Here is a 16129-nt window from a genome sequence, read left to right as displayed (position 1 = left end):
GCTCCGAACAAGTGATGAGTTCGGAGCTGTTTTAGATAAAAAGTTACTTAAGCGTCGGTATTTTCAAACATTCCTGCAAGCATCGCTGCTACTTTAGCTTCATATGCATGATAACTATCTAAATATTGAGTATCGACATGATATAAATCATTCACATGATTATGAATAACGCGACCACTATTATCCTTTCTGGCACCATTTGATTTAAAAAACTTCTCAAATCTATTAGGAGATACACCTTCAAATGGCATAAAAATAACTTTACCTACTTCATCTATATCTGATATAGCATCATCATGAAGTTTCATTGCGAGACTTTTTTCATAAGGTTCAATATATACAACCTTATTTATGCCAGCAGCAACAATATGTCTAGCACAATTATGACATGGATATGTCGTGGCAAATAATATTTTGTTTTTTGTTGACTCAGATGTTTCTCTGGCAAGTGAAACAATAGCATCCATCTCAGCATGAATAGCGCGTGAATATTCAATTAGAGATTTTATTTTTGTTTCTGATACAATTTGCTGCACAAGGTGCTGAACTAACCTTTCATCATGTATTTCCTTAGTAAGCGTCTGTCTAATTTCTTCTTTAAGAAGACTCTTATGCTTATCATTAGAACACTGCCCTTTATGTACACATCTGAAATCCTTGCTGGTACTTGCAGAATATAAACCTCCGCCAGCAGCAGGAACATCATTACATCCAGTAGCAATAACATTTCCTGAAGCATCAGTTATTGCAGCCCCAACCTGTCTAGATAAGCACGCAGAGCGTAATGATGCTGAATAAGCGGCAAACATTCCGATTTCATCATGCGTGGGTGTAATTCCATTGACACCATGAACGAGCTTAATAAATCTTTCTACAGAGGCTTGTAATAGCTGGCTCTGATTATGGATATTTCTTATAAAGAAATCTGCGCCATACAATGTTTTTTCAACTTGCTGACCATGCTCATCAGAGTCTTTTCTGTCGCGCATGACCAATTCTTCAATTTCACCAGGGTTTATCTTTTCTTCTTCTAGATTCAGCTTTCTTTCTTTTTCCGTTCTAATTAGACCGATTAAATAAAAGTTGTGATTGTAAACAGTCCTTAATAGACTAACCTCATCAGGATGTTTTAGCTGGTCTAATATATATGCTACTTTTTTATCTGTTTTTACTAATTCGTCACTTTCCTCTTCATCAGAGCCATACTCCTCTATTCTAGTTAATGCAATTTCATTTATTGCACATGCTGCCAAAATAGAACTATTGTGTTTACGCCTCAACTCATCGCCAGCATCTTGCAACTGAACGTAGCGATCATATCCTGTTAACGACTTTAAGGTAGGGTCAGTCTTACTAATTATGATATCACTCAGTCTTATATGGTGTACTTCATACCCATATGACTTTAACTTTTCACATATTGTATTTTTAAGCGGTTTGATTCCTGAACCTATCGCACCACAAAGACCAATAATAAGCTCTTGTGAACGCCGCTTTTTGATCACGCCAATTACATCTTTAGGTGGGTTTGTTATTCCGATTATTTTAGGTGCTTTGACTGGTGACGTCGCCATAATGAAAAACCCTTAAGAATTGATAAAAATATTCTTAAGGGTTTTTCATTAAAAATCAATTGTTTTGTAACAGAATCACCAACCCAACTTTTGGGCAGATGATAACAATACATCACGAGCCCTTCTTTTCTTTTTGTTATTGTCTTTAATTTCAACCACTTTTGCACTTTGCTCATTATTTTTAGGTGCGCAAAAATTGCCATTAGACTCAATGACTTGGCTCTTTCTCTGCCTATATTCGTACATAGAAGCAACCATGCTTAACCTCCTATCTACATTTATCATCCTAAATGCAGGTTTAACAGACTAAATGCAGCGCGAAATTCTACTCATTTTTTGCCCAACTGCAACTAAAACATAATCCATTTAAACTTAACTTACTAATTTAAAACATAAAAAACTAACCTACGTCACTATTTAAATTTCAAGCACAACATATAGTTTAAAATGAATTTCAAAACACAATATGTAGGATAACGGTTCCGATGAACAGAGCGTGCAGATCTGGGATGGGAAATCTCCATGCCTGCCGCCAATTGGCCATCCCTTTCCCCTCGTTGAGACCGAAAAGCCAAGCATAGCCTTGCCTCACTTCGATCTGCTTGCGGGCCGTGATGATGCGGATGTTACTTACGCGATCGTCCGATTACGCTTCGCTAATCGAACCTACATGGACAGGAAATCTGGAACACCCACTTTCGGGCAAAGGCGTAACTGGTGGAGCTACGCCTTGTTTTTGGTGAAAGCCTCTGGTCACTTAACCAGCTTGCTCTCTATCACCCCTTGCTTGCCCTCCTCTTCACTGACCTGACTCAGCTTGGAGCGGGCCATCAGCAGGCCCATCTTGACCTCCTGCCAGACGTAGTAGTTTTTACCCGCCTCGGTGCTGAGGGTCAGGGTGGCATCGTTCTCCGACTTGGAGGTGATGGTGTGGCTGCCCGGTGTCACCTGCTTGAGGATGTAGGTGTGGGCCACGGTATCGCCGACCGCCATACCATCCACCAGCAGCGGCATTTTCACCGCCGCACCGAAGGTCTCGTTGCGATAGATATAGAGGTTGGCCGCATCTTTGGGCGCCACAAACTGCTTGGCCTGCGCGTCTGCGGTGGCATCGGCCATGGGTACGGAAGCACAACCGGAAAGCAGCGCCGCCGACAGCAGGGCGGCACTCATCATTATTTGCCTGAACATAGTCGTTATTTTTTAGTGAGTTAACGGGACTAAAAGGTTCGCATGAGCCTGCGCTGGCTGACAATCGCTCAAATCGAGCGGGGTGTGACCCGGCTCAATTTTTCAGCATTTGGTGGGATGAAGGAGGAAATCAGAAACCCGGCCGCCAGATGGTCTCGGCGGTCGGGTGAATTGTAAAGAGTAGGGTGACAGGGAAAGGGATCAGCCTAGTCTAATCAACTCGATGGGGGCGTAGCGCTCACCGGAGTTTGCCAGCAGCACGCACTTCTCATGCTCCGCCTGATAGGGGGTCATATTGTCGGTGTGGGCCTCTTTCAGAAAATCGACTGCGCCAGTGGCGGCAATCATCACGCGCTGACCCAGGTTCAGCACATTGCGGTTACGGTCATAGATCTTCATTTCATTCTCCTTTTCTTGTGTCTTGGCGAATGCGCAGGCGCGTGTCCAGGACAACGGCATTCAGCCTACGCCTCTGAAAAAAGGTGATTTATGTCACAGATCAAAAAAGGGGCGATATGGGACTCGCGGGTTCAAAAAGCGAGCATGGCCGCTTGGCCAGCGGTTGTCGCGCGAAGTAGCGCTACCCTGCCCTTTTCATCGTGGCAGGCTCGAACCCGGCAGCGGTTGGGGTATATTGGTGGCCGATTAGCCAGTCTCATTCACTGTGGCCGCGCACGCGGGCCGCTGTTTCAACAAGATGGAGAGTGCTCATGAATCGCGACATTACCGCCCAGTTCATCAAGATGCTGACCAACCTCGACCACTGTCTGGCCAAGGCCGAGGCCCATGCCGCGGCGAAGCAGTTCAACGTGGAGAACTTCTTCGGCGAGCGGCTGATCGTCGATATGTTGCCGCTGTCCAAGCAGGTGCTGATCTGCTGCGATTCGGCCCGCGCCGTGGTCGCCACCGCCAGCCACAGCGAACTGCCAGCCATGGGGGATGACCCCAAGACCATGGCGGATCTGCGCGCCCATATCGGCAAGACCATCAGCTATCTGCAAGGCAAGCTGGAGGCGGACTACAGCCAGTACGCCAGCGGCCGTTACGTGCCCCACTGGGCGGGCGGCAAGGGGATGGATGGCCATACCTGCGTCCATGAGTACGGCATTCCCAACTTCTACTTCCACCTCACCATGGCCTACGCCCTGCTGCGCCGTGCCGGGGTCGATCTCGGCAAGCGCGACTATCTGGGCGGGCTCAACCTGCAATAAACGCTGCACGCCACAGGCGGCAAACAGATAGCAAAAGCCTGCCACGCGGCAGGCTTTTTTATATCGGGTGGTGCATAGCTGGTACGCAGAAGAGCTGCGCTCTAGAAGGGGCCGTTGCGCTCGCGCAGCTTGTCGGGCAGGCCATCGTGATCCCCCAGCTCGCGCTCGGGTACGTCATCCCAGTGCAGCTTGCCGAGGGTGATATTGCGCTCGGGGTGCACGGCGTAGTGGATGCGGTTGTCCTCCCGATCGGTATCGCCAATGCAGAGCAGCCGGACAGTCTCTTCGGTGTTGTTGATAAAGGCGTGGGCCAGCCCGTCACCGGCCTTGAAGCCCACCGAGTCACCCGGTTGCAGGCGATAGAGGATACCATCGAGCCAGACATCGGGGGTTCCTTCCAGCACGTGAACAAACTCATCCTCGGTCTTTTCGGCATGGGGCCAGCTGGTGCGATGGCCGGGCTCGACGATCTCGTGGTGAATGCCGATGCGGCTAAAGCCGAAGTGCTTGCCGAGGGCGCAGCCGCGAGAAAGGGGCTCCTGACTGCCGGAGTAGTAGCGCGGCGTCTGCTCTTGCAGCTCGCTCCAGTGTTTGATGCAGGGGTGGCGATTCATAGCGGTTCCTTTTCTATGAGGATGCTGTCACGGGAAGGGTCATCCTAACTGCCAAAATGCGGCGGAGAAAAGCAGAAATCGGCAGCCGATTTCACCCCTGACAGCGAAGTGGCGGACTCGGCTGCGGGTCGATTCCCCATTCGGCAAGGGCTGAACGGCCATGCCAGCGGCAGCGGTGCGGACAAAAATGGAGACAAAAAGAGGGAGCCGCTGGCTCCCTCTCTCGATCTGTCTGCACCCGTTTTCTGAGGCTGATTTTCCGCTCTTATTTCCCGCCCTTATTTCCCAAGATTGTCCGCCAGCTGTTTGGCGCGGCTGGCCGCCCACTGGTCGATCATCTTCTCCATCTCCTCGGCGGTGATGGGCTCATCCTTGTGGGTGGTATCCGTACTCTCGCGGGCATCCATCACCCGCACCAGCAGCTTGCCACTCCGGGAGTCGAGCAGTTGGGCCATGCTGCCCACCTTGAGCAGATAGGGCTCCTTGCCGATCACTTCGCGGGTGACGTTGATGGCGATCTTGGCTGGCAGCAGGTCACGCAGCTTGGGGTCGGGGCGGGTCAAGTCGAAGTTGGTGACGGCGGCCTGGATCCGCATCACTTTCGGGCCGGGGGCGGTGGCGATCTTGACGCCCTGCTTGATCAGCTCGCTCTGGAACTTGTCGTGGTAATAGCGGCCAATCTGGTTCTGTTCATTGGCGGTCAGCAGATACCATTGACCGTTCTCCTGCCGGATAAACTGCAGCGGATCGAGCAGCACTTCATTGTATTGGCGCAGGTCAACGCCCGGCTCCTTGTAGACGCGCTGATTGGGGTTGCTCTCGCTCTGCTGGAAGGCTGTCAGCGGGATCGCCTGCAAGCTGTGGGATACCTGATTCTTGACGGCGCAGCCACCCAGAAGGGCCGCAGCCACGGCAACCATCACGACCTTTTTCATATTTGCTCCTGCATTTTACTGTTTGTTTTTGCTGTGGATTTCGCACCACATGGCTGGAGAACCCGTGCCGGATGCCGCCAATGTCACAGAGAAATAACCTATTCATCACCTTCCCACAAGGGACAGATCAGGATTGTTCAGCTCACATCCAAGTTGTCACAATTGCGGTGCTTTTATACAGGGTCAGCCAGGGTACGAACGGCAATCTGGCGAGGGTTCGGTTGTTTAATCCGGCTAAATGGGGCGGCGGAAAGCGCTCAGTTTTTTCAAATGATGGGGGCCCGCGAGCGGCGTGAGTTGAACGGGGAAATGCCCTGGAACGCACGATGACCGATCATCAGCCATCTTGCGCAAACTTGCCTGCCGCCGGACAAGCGACAGGCCCACCCATCAGTTATCCAGATCCCAGGGGCACTGCTTGACCAGCCCCTCTTTGCCGCTGGCGACGATCGCCTGCTGCACCATCCGTTTGTAGCGATTCTTGATATGGGCGGGCAGCGCGGGCACCAGCAGTCGCTCGTCAAACTCCGGCAGCGGGCGATCCGGCAGCACCGCCTGCTCCTGCGGACTGAGGGGCGGCCGGGAGGCCATATTGCTGGCCGAGATGGTGGGCGTGCCCACCAGCATCTGGCGTTGCAGCGGCGCGCTCAGCAGAAAATCCACCAGCAGGTAGGCCGCCTTGAGCCGTGCGGGATCATCCCCGACATGACGGGCGATGGAGATCGCATCGAGGGCATAGATGGCCCCCTCCTGCACCATGGCGATCCGCCACTGCTGCTCGTTCTGCTTGTTGCACTCCACCAGCTCCAGCCCCCAGGTGGTGGCAAAGGTCTGCTGGCGCAGATCCTCGCAGCGGTTGGCCTGATTGAACCAGAAGCCGCGACTGGCTCGCAGCCGCTGCGAGAGCTGCTGCTCCACCTCTTGCTGCAAGGTCTTGTCGGCCAGCATCTCGCCGCTGGCAAACAGGGCGGGCGACTTGCCCAGCGAAAGCAGCACCGAAAAGAGCAGCGGCTCGAACTGGTCGCAGAACTCGGCAAACTGGCCCGACGGCGAGCTGTTGGCAAGCACCTGCCAACTGGTGGGCGCTTGCGGCACCTGCTTGCTGTCATAAGCGAGGCTGAACATGGCGTAGGAGAAGGGCACCGAGTAGTTGCGCTCCCCCTGCTTGTCATACTCGGTGTTCTTGAGGGCGGGCTTCACCTCGGCGTAGTGCTGCAGGCGGCTGAAATCGATGGGGAGCAGCAGCTTGAACAGCGGCTGGTGATGGGCCTTGTAGAAGTAGCTGGTCGGCAGCACCACATCGGCACTGCGGGTACGCAGGGCGCGGTAGACGCTGTCGAAATCGGTCAGCAGCGGCTCGATCCGGCTGACCGTCGCCTCCACCCCATGGGTTTTGGCGTAGTCGGCAAACTGTTGTTCATAACCCGCTGGCAGATAGCCCCACTCCAGCAATTTGAGCTGAACCGGGGCCGCCAGCGCCGGGGTCATCCCCAGCAACCAGCAAAGAGGCAGTAGACGCATGGCCGGGCACTCCTGACAGGTAAACCTTGTTGGAGTATAGGCCCATGCGCCGACTCGTCAGGCCACCAGCTCGGCGCCCATACTCGCCAGAATGGAGAGGCTGACCACCGCAAACAGCACGCCGGTCACCAGATTGAGCGGCCGCTGCACCCGCAGCAGCAGGCGCTGGGCACGATCGGTGGAGAGGCTCCACGCCAGCAACCCGAACCAGCAGAGGGAGATGATGAAGAGCTCGCCCACCAGCAGGCTGCGGGTCATCCCGTCCACCTCTGGCGTCACCATGGCGGCCAGCAGACCGATAAAGAACACCAGCGCCTTGGGGTTAAGCAGGTTGGTGGCAAGGCCAGTGCGCACGCCCCTGCCCCAGCCGCGCAGCTCGTTGGCGGCGCTCTGCATCACGGTGCTGCTCTGCTGGCGAGCCGCCATCAGGGCGCCCCACCCCAACCAGCCCAGATAGAGGGCGCCGCAGCACTTGATCACCATAAACAGCAGCGGGTGGCTGGCGATCAGCATGCTGATCCCGGTCAGGCTCAGGGTGGCGTGCACCATGATCGCCAGCGAGATGCCCAGCGCCGCGCCAAGGGCGGTCGGCCGGTGCAGGCTGGTGCGCAGGATCAGGGCGAAATCGGGGCCGGGGCTGGCCAGTGCAATCAGGTGCATCAGGCCGAGGGTAACGAACAGACTGGTCAGCATAACAACTCTCGCTTTAACGACGGAGAGCCAGCATGGCGGATCAGCGGGGGGCGCGGCTTGTAAAAGATTGCATCTGGGCACGAAATTCGGCGGGCGTCAGACCGAATGCCTGGCGAAAGCCGTGGTGGAAGTGACTCTGATCGAAGAAGCCGACCGCCAGCGCCACCTCGCTCACCGCCATGCCGCTCGCCAACAGCCGTTTGCCCTGCTCCAGCCGCAGCCGTTTCAGCCAGGCGTAGGGGGTCATGCCGCTGCGCTTCTTGAACTGGCGCAGGAAGGCGAAACGGTCGAGCCCAAGCAGCCCCGCCAGCTCTTCCAGCGAGTGGGGCTCGTCGAGGGCGGCCATCAGGTAGTCGCGCAGGAATCGCAACTGGGGATCCGCCAACTGGTGTACCTCGGGGGCCAGATGCAACAGTTCCCCCAGCAGGGCAAGCAGCTGGCTCTCGATCAGCAAGCCATCGGCCTTGGGGTTGTCGAGATAGCCGTGCAGCTGGGCAAAACCCTGATAGAGGTCGGGGCGGCTCTGCAATCCCTTGTCGAAGAAGGGTTCCGGCTGCTCCGGCAGCCAGAGCGCCAGCTGCTGCGGATCGATGGCAAAGACCCGCACCTCGTACCCTTCCGGCAGCAGGCTGAGGCCGTCGTGCACCTCATCCGGGTTGACGGTAGATAGCACCCCGCGCACCAGATGGTGGCTGTTTCCCTTGTGGATAAACTTCTGGCCACCCCGCTGCACCAGCCCGATATGGTAGTCGAGATGGACATGGCGGCCGTAGCTGAACGCCCTGTGGTGGGAGTGTGACAGCTCGACCCCCGGCAGGTGCGGGGATTGCCAGTAGCGGATGAGGGAATCGGTGGTATTCATGGCTTATAGATACACCAGAAGCGGGCCTTGGACTTGTAGATTATTGCACGCAACCCCCTCTCAACGCCCCCACAGCCGCGGGGTTGGCTCCACCAGCGAGGCGAGCGGCACCCGCTCCACCATCTGACGCATCTGTTGCACCAGTTCGGGATTGCCATCCCCCAACGACTTGTTCAGCACAATATGCACCTGCAGCGGGGTGACCGGCAGGTAGATGAGGCGGGTCGCCGCAGGGAGCTTGGCACGAAAATGGTTGGCGGAAATATCGTTGGAAAAGAGCGCGGCATCAATCCGTCCGCGCAGCAACTTCTGCATGTTGCCATGCTCCCAGCTGAGCTGGGAGAGGGTGTCGATATGGATCTGCGGATGCTGTAACAGCGGCGGCACGATCGCCTGACTCGACCAGCCAATAGTGGTGCCGTAGAGATCTTCCTGCCGCTCGACCGCGTGAAGTCGCGATGGTACCAGTACCACCAGCACCGGCCGCAGCAGCAACAGGTGGGGGTCGATATAGCGGAAATGACGAGCACGCTCGGGACTGTAACTCAGCAGCGGGGTCAGATCGCACTCGCCGCTCTCGAGGTTGCTGAGCAGCCGCGCCACATTGAGCCCCTGCCACTCGATGGTACGCCCGATCGCGGGTTCGATATGACGGCGAAAGTAGTCGATCACCGGCCCGGAGACCTTGCCCTGCTGATCGATGGTGACCAGCGGCGCCAGCTGGAAGACACATCCCCGCAGTGGCGCGTTGATCGCCACGGCCTGGCTGATGGTCATAAGAGGGAGGAGAAGTGCCGATAGCAGTAATAACAAACGCATACCCGAACGAGAGATGCCCATAGGTGCCGACCCGATGCCCTGATAGCCATCAGCATGGCACAAGGCAAATGAGCGGGCTATCCGCTCCTGCCGCGCTTCGGCCTCTTGCCCCCCCTACTCCCATGACCAATGGGCCCCCGTTTTATTGCGGTGAAAATCAATAATTCCGCTGCTTTGATGGATTTTGGTCTCTTGAGATATAGTGCGGCCCCATTCATCAAACCGGCGGATGAGCGCCCCGCCGGACAGGTAGATTCATGAGACTGTTTTTGCTGTTGTTGTCGTTGTTTGCCACGACTGTAAGTTCTGATGAAAAGCCGCGCCTGCCCTATTACGACTGGGGTCGCTGCCCGTTTGAAGGTTGTACCTATCAATCGTGGACCACCAAGCAAGAGGTGATCGTCAGAACCGAGCCATCCCTGACGGCCAAAGCGCTGTTCCGGCTACCCCGCGGCCAGCAGGTGGAAGGGCTGACCGGGGTCGTCATTACCGAACAACCGGGGATCGTCGAGATACTCAGATCGGTCAAGCTGGGCTATAGCAAGGAGGGCAAAGGGCCACTGTTGAATATGAAGGCAGGGGAAACGCTTTATATCCTCGGCGGACTGGGCGAAGGCAACAGCCTGTTCTGGTACAAGGGCAAAACCTACATTCTCGATTATGACTATGCGCGCAAAGAGATCAGATACGGTCGGTCACCGCAGAACCAGTGGTGGGTAAAAATCCGGGACAAGCAGGGACGTGAGGGTTGGGTTGCCGAAGCCAAAAACTTCGCCCATATGGACCGTTTCGAATAGTGACAGCCAGCCCACCGAGATCGGGGAGCTGGCCGTGGATGACTCACTGCTTGGGTTGCAGCTTCATCTCTTGCAGATACTCCAGCACCTGGGTTTTGTAGTCCGCCTGATAAGAGAACTTGGTGCTGTCGCACGCCGCGATCAGGTTCACCGCGGTGCAGAACAGGGTGGCTGCCAGCAGCCCCTTGCCAAGCCACTGCGGATAACGACGACTCCAACGCACCAACAACAGCAGGATCGGGAACAGGGCGTAGGGGAAGATCAGCATCAGGTGCCAGTAGTTGAAGATGATGGGCGAGAGCGCCGCACTCACCAGCACCGCCAGCACCGCCGCCAGCGCATAGAGACCGAGCCAGCTCTCGCCATCCACAGGCGCGCGGTCGCTGCGCAGCAGACGCGGCTTGAGTTCGCACCACAGCTGCCAGTTGGCCTTGGCCGCCAGCAGCACAGTCGCCGAGCCTACCCCGTAGATCACCACCCGCCACAGCCAGACTGCCGCCATCTGCAGGTATTCGTGCCCCGCCAACCAGATGAACTGGGTATCGTTGACCAGCTTGCTGGCAAACAGCCAGGAGCCGTAACGCAGCCAGTAGAGCACTGATTTCAACACCGGATAGACATGCACCAGCCCCCAGCCGATATAACGCTGACGCGCCTCGGGATCGACGTTCTGGGTAATATGGCTGTTGCTCATCACTTCCATGGCGTAAGGGATCAGGGAAGCACCGATCAGCAGGGTTGCCACCAGCACCCCGCTCCAGCTCACCTTGAGAATACGGCGCCAGAACAGATAAGTGGACATTACCGCCAGCAGCGGCCAGGAGTAGTGCAGTTGCATCGCCATGCCGATGGCCAGCAGGTGAACGATCATGTGCCAGAAGGAGGCCCGCTCGCGCATATGCCAGGCAGACCAGCAGTGCATGGCCGAGAAAAGGAACAGATAGGAGGGGTTGTAGAGCAGACTCTCGTACTGGAACCAGGGGTTAAGCCAGCAGAGCACCAGAAACAGCAGACGCACCCTGTCATCAAACACCTGACGGATCACCGCATCAAACAGCAGGAATCCGACCAACCGCATCGCCAGCAGCAACACCATGGGGGCATAGGGAGAATCCCACAGAAGCAGCGGCCCGCCAATCAGCCAGGCAGACAAGCTCCCCGGCACATTGCCCACCGCACTCGCCGCATTGCCATAGCTGAGCCAGACCCCCTCATAAGCCCCAAGGTACCCTTTGTAGAGCATCTGGGTCTGGTCGCCGGTGAGGAGTTGGTGATCGGAAAACAGCCAGGAAAGCAGCAGCCCGGCAAATATACAGGCCGCGAATAATGCGTTATGGTAGCGCCCACTAAGACCAATCATTGATCCACACCTATTGAAAAAATTGCTAACGACTTTAACAGTTGCCACCTGATTTTGCTCGTTTACGATTCACATTTTTAGTAGATTTACCAGTCAGTTATGAGACCCGCGGAGCAGTTATGACCCCACCAGTTAAAAAGTTTTTATTCATTGTTGAAGACTTGTATGGTGGTGGTGCGGAAAAGGTTCTGCTCAATACCGCATCCTTGCTAAAAGATGCGGGTGCCGATGTTACCTTGTTTACCTTGCGGGAAAAAATAGACCATACGCTACCTGACAACATTCATCCGATTAATCTTGGCATTGTCACAAAGCTGACTAAAGCTATATCCAATGTTGCGGTTGAAAAAATACAAGCGTCGCTGATCCTGAAAAGAATCAAAGAGATTTCACCTGACGTCATCATCTCATGCTCATGTGATAAAATTACCATACACCTGCCTGATACACTGAATATCTATTACTGGATCCACGGCAATGTCACCGGTTTTGCCAAAGACAATGTCAAAGGATATGAAAAATTCAAGCGCTTCTATAATGGCAAGAAACTGATCTGCGTATCTCGTGGCATCGCGGACGACATTTTGCAAAATGTAAAAGCTACACCCAAATCGTGTCAGGTTATCTACAATCCGTTTGATATCGAGAAAATTCAGGCGTTGGCTAATGAGCCTTTCAGCAAGCCATTCGACAAGTATTTTATCCATGTCGGCACCTTCGAAGAGCGAAAACGCCACGATCGCCTCTTGCAGGCATATCAGCTAAGTGGCGTTGATACGCCACTCGTCCTGATGGGCAAAGGGGAGCGACGCCCTCACATTGAAGCCATGATCGAGGAGATGAACCTTGCCAACAAGGTGAAAATCATCGATTTTCAGAAGAATCCCTATCCCTATATCAAAGCGGCCCAAGCACTTATCCTGACATCTGATGCTGAAGGATTGCCAACAGTACTTATTGAAGCACTTATCTGCCATACCCCGGTGATCAGCGTGGATTGTCCGTCTGGGCCTGCTGAAATTCTTACTGGGCCACTGCAAGATAACCTTTGTGCCCTTTTTGACATTCCCAAAATAGCGCAAAAAATATCTCGTATGGATATTGATAAAATGCATATACCAGATCATTTTTACAGCCCATTCTCTAGTACAGAGACCATAAAATCATTTATGTCACTTTAGTTTATTAAATTTAATGAAATAACATTGAAATGTCATTTTGAGAGCTAATCCAATGAATATCCTATTAATAGGTATTGATAACGCAGGACTCATTACCCCGATAGTTGAAGAGATGCGACAGCAAGGACACGTGGTTACATTTATTGAGAATGGAGAAATATCTAGATATGATTACCTGCACCCAGTAGAGAGAATATCAAACTTAATTTCAAAGGCTCTGTTTAAAAGAAATTTAAAACAAGAAAGAAGCTGGCTGTCGACCACCCAGTTTTTGAATGGTTTTACAAAAAACCGCCACTTTGATATCACTATCCTCACTAATCCTGATATTTACACGGCAGAACATCTGACACAGCTCAAAAAATGCACCAACAGGATGATTTGCCACCTGTGGGACAGTACTCTCAGAATGCCAAATAATATCAAAAACATTTCACTTTTTGATAAAGTTTTGAGCTTTGATCCGCAAGATGTTAAAAAATATGGCTTTACACCAGTAACTAATTACTATAAAAAGAATTTAACCCCACTCCAACCAAACAGAAACTATGATGGTGATGTGTTTGGTATTTTTAGCTTTGATCGTGAACGCTACGCCTTTATAACTGCATTTCTGGATGCCAACCCAAACTTAAAAATTAAAATCATGATTTATGTTGATCACCACCGAAAGATCAAAAAAATAAGAGACAAGAGAATAGAAATAATTACCAAGCCAATTACTGGTGATGAACTATTGGCAATCTCATCGGCTTATCACTGTATTCTTGATATAGGATACCAGTCACAAAAAGGCTTGTCTTTTAGATTCTTTGAGTCTCTTGCCTATGAACAAAAAATAATATCAAATAACAATACCGCAGAGACATTTCCGTTCTTTCATCCCAACAATATATTTTGCATAACAGATACAGATCTAAAAGTCTCACCTGACTTTTTAACGATCCCTTATCATCACATATCTAACGAGATAAAAAATCAATACAGACTAGATATATGGGTAAATAAATACATAAAGGCGATGCTTTAATTTTTATTCTGCACCAGGCTATGGTGCAGAAATCTAAATTATTGTGCTATGTACTGAACATACCAATCATTAAATTGATTCTCAAACTCATCCATATTAATGTAGTTTACATTTTGTTCTTTATTAGCATCAACATACATTACCATGGCTTTCTCAAAATTTGGTAACCACTCCCGGTTTTCACCTTTACCAAAATTATCATTATATATTCCAAATATAGGTTTTTTAAGCCCTGCAGCAATGTGTACTGTCGCCGTATCTACAGACACGATACCGATACTATTTCTTATTTGAGCGAATAGAACACCTAAAGAATGGGATGAGTCATGTGTGATAACTCTTTCCCTTAAGATATCAGGCATTCTCCTGATATTGTGTTCTGTTTCAATTTTCTTTATCGGTGGATAGAGCAAACATACATTATATCCAGGCTTGCTCAACATAACCTTCAGGATCTCGATAATTTTTTCATCATTAAATGTTCGTGAGCTGCCACTACCGTAAGGATTAAAACAGATTGTGGGATTATCAGGCCAGCTAGATTTAACGCTTGACTCATCTTCAAGATATTCTGGAACAATATAATCTGTATCGGGGTTATCAACCCCCATTTTATTAACGGCCAAGGCAAACTTCTGTGAGAAGTGAATATTCTTGGTTAAATGACCAATTTTAATATTCACACATTTTATTTTGTCATCTATACCAATAACATTTTTTACAGATAATTTTGAGATAAAGAAAATATCTTTCATCTTCATTTCATTAGTAAGATGAACAAGATATTCAATATCTCCTATATCTCTAGCCAATGAGGCGAGTGCTGCATAACTTGGTCTTTTCGGAATAGAATAAACTTCATCAAAAAGAAACTGGTTTTTAAATAAAGACCTCATCTCAGGGGTTGTAATTGCAACTACTTTTTTGCCTGGAAACTTCTTTTTTATTTCACGAGCGACCCAAGATGATACTATGGCATCCCCCAATTTGGCATCCCAACGAACAAAGACTATAGCACCATCTTCATTTGAAGACGATCTCAAAGATCGGTCAAAAAGCACAATCCCTATTTTACGACGAATGATATCGCGCCATGATTGCAATTTCTTAATCATTTTCTTCCCTCCAAAGGCGATACCTTTATTGTGGTAATTAAAGCCGAAAATAAAAACATGAAGAATATCATCCCGGAGTTATGACTTATAAATGCTTGACTCAAGCTATAATCAACAAGAGTTAATGATGAAACCGCCAACATACTACTGACCAATAAGTTATCTCTATTTTTACTCGCAACCCAAAGTGGATAAAAGTACAGCAGAGCTAACATCAAGAAGCCTATAATACCGCGTTTAGCCAATTCATCTAAAAATTGACTATGTGCATGTGAGTTAAAATTATAAATAAACTCGGATATAGAACCATTATTATATTGGTTTAATTGTGATAAGCGAATACCGTTATTTCCCCAACCAAAAATTGGTTTTTCCAGAAAAGAGTTATATGCACTTTTCCACAACTGCATTCGAATACCTAGAGATGTATCCGGGTTCACACCATCAAAATAATGAACAACATCTGCTTTCGCATTATATATCCTGTCCATTACGCCACTTTGCGGAAGCATAGCCAAGAAAAACAATAAGGCACATACTGTACTTGCATAGAGACCATCTTTGAGGGATAGCTGTTTTCTAAAATAAAAAACTATTGTAAACAATACGATTGGAAGTAAAACCCAGCCACCTCTGGTCCCGGAGAGAAAACTGCCTATCCCCCCCATTAAAAATGAAAGAAGCATAAAGGCAGCAATGTTTTTCTTCCCTAAATGGCGGAACCAAAAAAAAGCACATAGACATAACAATGCCAATGTCATGCTGATGTTTCCTGACTGAATTGGCATGCTTTCATCAAAAGCTCGTGGCATTCCTAAATAAACTTTCTCATATATCGCAATTAGACCTGAACTAATTGCTCCTATAGAAAGCCCCGCAATAAACACGTTAATATTTACAGGAAATAAACTCAATAAAGGCAATGTCATTGCAGCCATTAATAGGCGACTTGGTCGGTCTAACTCTTTGAGAGCACCACCATCAATCCAGATTGACACGGCTTGGATGATAAAAAAAGTGATGAATATATATGATAATATTTTCACCTCAGAACTCATTGCCAAATAATACCTTTTACGCCAAAAGACAAAAACACTTGCCAAAACTAAAATGCTGGGCCCATATCCATAGCCACTGGGGACCGTTAAAACTATTGCGCCAAATAAAAAAGCTGCAAATTGCACAATAATATTTAGTCGTAGGCAATTTTTATCTAAATTCACAAG

17 protein-coding genes are annotated in these 16129 nt (G+C 50.5%); 4 read left to right on the top strand and 13 right to left on the bottom strand.

The window, feature by feature from the left end:
• Positions 1-47: 47 nt before the first annotated feature.
• From AACT07_RS20605 to ydfZ, 4 genes are all read right to left on the bottom strand, one after another.
• Positions 48-1574 (bottom strand): anti-phage dCTP deaminase, encoded by a 1527-nt coding sequence (locus AACT07_RS20605; RefSeq protein WP_083250025.1) that lies wholly within the window; start codon positions 1572-1574, stop codon positions 48-50.
• A 75-nt stretch (positions 1575-1649) separates the two neighbouring features.
• Positions 1650-1832 carry a hypothetical protein gene (locus AACT07_RS20600; protein WP_139123909.1) on the bottom strand — a complete coding sequence of 61 codons (183 nt, stop codon included), beginning with the start codon at positions 1830-1832 and terminating at the stop codon, positions 1650-1652.
• A gap of 495 nt (positions 1833-2327) precedes the next feature.
• Positions 2328-2765: a DUF2846 domain-containing protein gene (locus AACT07_RS20595; protein ID WP_069529799.1), complete on the bottom strand. Its 438-nt coding sequence runs from the start codon at positions 2763-2765 to the stop codon at positions 2328-2330.
• Positions 2766-2966: 201 nt separating this feature from the next.
• Positions 2967-3164 carry a putative selenium delivery protein YdfZ gene (gene ydfZ / locus AACT07_RS20590; RefSeq protein WP_005342516.1) on the bottom strand — a complete coding sequence of 66 codons (198 nt, stop codon included), beginning with the start codon at positions 3162-3164 and terminating at the stop codon, positions 2967-2969.
• A 311-nt stretch (positions 3165-3475) separates the two neighbouring features.
• On the opposite strand from ydfZ, the gene AACT07_RS20585 reads away from it, so the two are divergent.
• Positions 3476-3976: a DUF1993 domain-containing protein gene (locus AACT07_RS20585; protein ID WP_069529798.1), complete on the top strand. Its 501-nt coding sequence runs from the start codon at positions 3476-3478 to the stop codon at positions 3974-3976.
• Between the two features lie 101 nt (positions 3977-4077).
• Here AACT07_RS20585 and AACT07_RS20580 read toward each other — a convergent pair whose 3' ends face one another.
• The 6 genes from AACT07_RS20580 to AACT07_RS20555 form a co-directional block, all read right to left on the bottom strand.
• Entirely contained in the window at positions 4078-4590 is a 513-nt protein-coding gene (locus AACT07_RS20580) for a cupin domain-containing protein (RefSeq protein ID WP_069529797.1), read from the bottom strand.
• Between the two features lie 278 nt (positions 4591-4868).
• Positions 4869-5525: a DUF3313 domain-containing protein gene (locus AACT07_RS20575; protein WP_005340820.1), complete on the bottom strand. Its 657-nt coding sequence runs from the start codon at positions 5523-5525 to the stop codon at positions 4869-4871.
• 390 nt (positions 5526-5915) lie between these two features.
• Entirely contained in the window at positions 5916-7046 is a 1131-nt protein-coding gene (locus tag AACT07_RS20570; protein ID WP_069529796.1) for an ABC transporter substrate-binding protein, read from the bottom strand.
• A gap of 57 nt (positions 7047-7103) precedes the next feature.
• Entirely contained in the window at positions 7104-7739 is a 636-nt protein-coding gene (locus tag AACT07_RS20565) for a LysE family translocator (RefSeq protein WP_005340824.1), read from the bottom strand.
• A gap of 40 nt (positions 7740-7779) precedes the next feature.
• Positions 7780-8601: a helix-turn-helix transcriptional regulator gene (locus tag AACT07_RS20560; protein WP_005357044.1), complete on the bottom strand. Its 822-nt coding sequence runs from the start codon at positions 8599-8601 to the stop codon at positions 7780-7782.
• A 60-nt stretch (positions 8602-8661) separates the two neighbouring features.
• Positions 8662-9378 carry a substrate-binding periplasmic protein gene (locus tag AACT07_RS20555; RefSeq protein ID WP_069529795.1) on the bottom strand — a complete coding sequence of 239 codons (717 nt, stop codon included), beginning with the start codon at positions 9376-9378 and terminating at the stop codon, positions 8662-8664.
• 299 nt (positions 9379-9677) lie between these two features.
• Here AACT07_RS20555 and AACT07_RS20550 point away from each other — a divergent pair, with 299 nt between their 5' ends.
• Positions 9678-10217 carry a hypothetical protein gene (locus AACT07_RS20550; RefSeq protein ID WP_069529794.1) on the top strand — a complete coding sequence of 180 codons (540 nt, stop codon included), beginning with the start codon at positions 9678-9680 and terminating at the stop codon, positions 10215-10217.
• A 43-nt stretch (positions 10218-10260) separates the two neighbouring features.
• On the opposite strand, the gene AACT07_RS20545 is transcribed toward AACT07_RS20550, so the two are convergent.
• Positions 10261-11460, bottom strand: coding sequence for a 3-deoxy-D-manno-octulosonic acid transferase (locus AACT07_RS20545; RefSeq protein ID WP_083250026.1), 1200 nt, complete (start codon positions 11458-11460; stop codon positions 10261-10263).
• A 236-nt stretch (positions 11461-11696) separates the two neighbouring features.
• Between AACT07_RS20545 and AACT07_RS20540 the strand changes: the two genes are divergently transcribed.
• Positions 11697-12758: a glycosyltransferase gene (locus tag AACT07_RS20540; protein ID WP_069529792.1), complete on the top strand. Its 1062-nt coding sequence runs from the start codon at positions 11697-11699 to the stop codon at positions 12756-12758.
• A 52-nt stretch (positions 12759-12810) separates the two neighbouring features.
• Positions 12811-13788: a hypothetical protein gene (locus AACT07_RS20535; protein ID WP_069529791.1), complete on the top strand. Its 978-nt coding sequence runs from the start codon at positions 12811-12813 to the stop codon at positions 13786-13788.
• 38 nt (positions 13789-13826) lie between these two features.
• Here the strand turns inward: AACT07_RS20535 and AACT07_RS20530 are convergent, their stop codons facing one another.
• Both AACT07_RS20530 and AACT07_RS20525 read right to left on the bottom strand, forming a co-directional pair.
• Entirely contained in the window at positions 13827-14903 is a 1077-nt protein-coding gene (locus AACT07_RS20530; RefSeq protein ID WP_069529790.1) for a glycosyltransferase family 9 protein, read from the bottom strand.
• Entirely contained in the window at positions 14900-16126 is a 1227-nt protein-coding gene (locus AACT07_RS20525) for an O-antigen ligase family protein (RefSeq protein WP_069529789.1), read from the bottom strand. The genes AACT07_RS20530 and AACT07_RS20525 overlap by 4 nt, the downstream gene beginning before the upstream one ends.
• Positions 16127-16129 lie beyond the last annotated feature (3 nt).

Origin of the sequence: Aeromonas sp. ANP5 (genome assembly GCF_963870295.1) — a bacterium.
In the GTDB taxonomy this organism is placed as follows: Bacteria; Pseudomonadota; Gammaproteobacteria; order Enterobacterales; family Aeromonadaceae; genus Aeromonas; species Aeromonas veronii.
The sequence above is the reverse complement of the archived record's forward strand: the minus strand, read 5'-3'. Positions and strand labels throughout refer to the sequence as shown.

Coding starts and splice junctions, on each gene's coding strand:
- AACT07_RS20560 (WP_005357044.1), bottom strand. CDS start 8,601: ATGAATACCACCGATTCCCTCATCCGCTACTGGCAATCCCCGCACCTG.
- AACT07_RS20530 (WP_069529790.1), bottom strand. CDS start 14,903: ATGATTAAGAAATTGCAATCATGGCGCGATATCATTCGTCGTAAAATA.
- ydfZ (WP_005342516.1), bottom strand. CDS start 3,164: ATGAAGATCTATGACCGTAACCGCAATGTGCTGAACCTGGGTCAGCGC.
- AACT07_RS20535 (WP_069529791.1), top strand. CDS start 12,811: ATGAATATCCTATTAATAGGTATTGATAACGCAGGACTCATTACCCCG.
- AACT07_RS20595 (WP_069529799.1), bottom strand. CDS start 2,765: ATGTTCAGGCAAATAATGATGAGTGCCGCCCTGCTGTCGGCGGCGCTG.
- AACT07_RS20585 (WP_069529798.1), top strand. CDS start 3,476: ATGAATCGCGACATTACCGCCCAGTTCATCAAGATGCTGACCAACCTC.
- AACT07_RS20540 (WP_069529792.1), top strand. CDS start 11,697: ATGACCCCACCAGTTAAAAAGTTTTTATTCATTGTTGAAGACTTGTAT.
- AACT07_RS20605 (WP_083250025.1), bottom strand. CDS start 1,574: ATGGCGACGTCACCAGTCAAAGCACCTAAAATAATCGGAATAACAAAC.
- AACT07_RS20600 (WP_139123909.1), bottom strand. CDS start 1,832: ATGGTTGCTTCTATGTACGAATATAGGCAGAGAAAGAGCCAAGTCATT.
- AACT07_RS20565 (WP_005340824.1), bottom strand. CDS start 7,739: ATGCTGACCAGTCTGTTCGTTACCCTCGGCCTGATGCACCTGATTGCA.
- AACT07_RS20555 (WP_069529795.1), bottom strand. CDS start 9,378: ATGACCATCAGCCAGGCCGTGGCGATCAACGCGCCACTGCGGGGATGT.
- AACT07_RS20580 (WP_069529797.1), bottom strand. CDS start 4,590: ATGAATCGCCACCCCTGCATCAAACACTGGAGCGAGCTGCAAGAGCAG.
- AACT07_RS20550 (WP_069529794.1), top strand. CDS start 9,678: ATGAGACTGTTTTTGCTGTTGTTGTCGTTGTTTGCCACGACTGTAAGT.
- AACT07_RS20575 (WP_005340820.1), bottom strand. CDS start 5,525: ATGAAAAAGGTCGTGATGGTTGCCGTGGCTGCGGCCCTTCTGGGTGGC.
- AACT07_RS20570 (WP_069529796.1), bottom strand. CDS start 7,046: ATGCGTCTACTGCCTCTTTGCTGGTTGCTGGGGATGACCCCGGCGCTG.
- AACT07_RS20545 (WP_083250026.1), bottom strand. CDS start 11,460: ATGCTCTACAAAGGGTACCTTGGGGCTTATGAGGGGGTCTGGCTCAGC.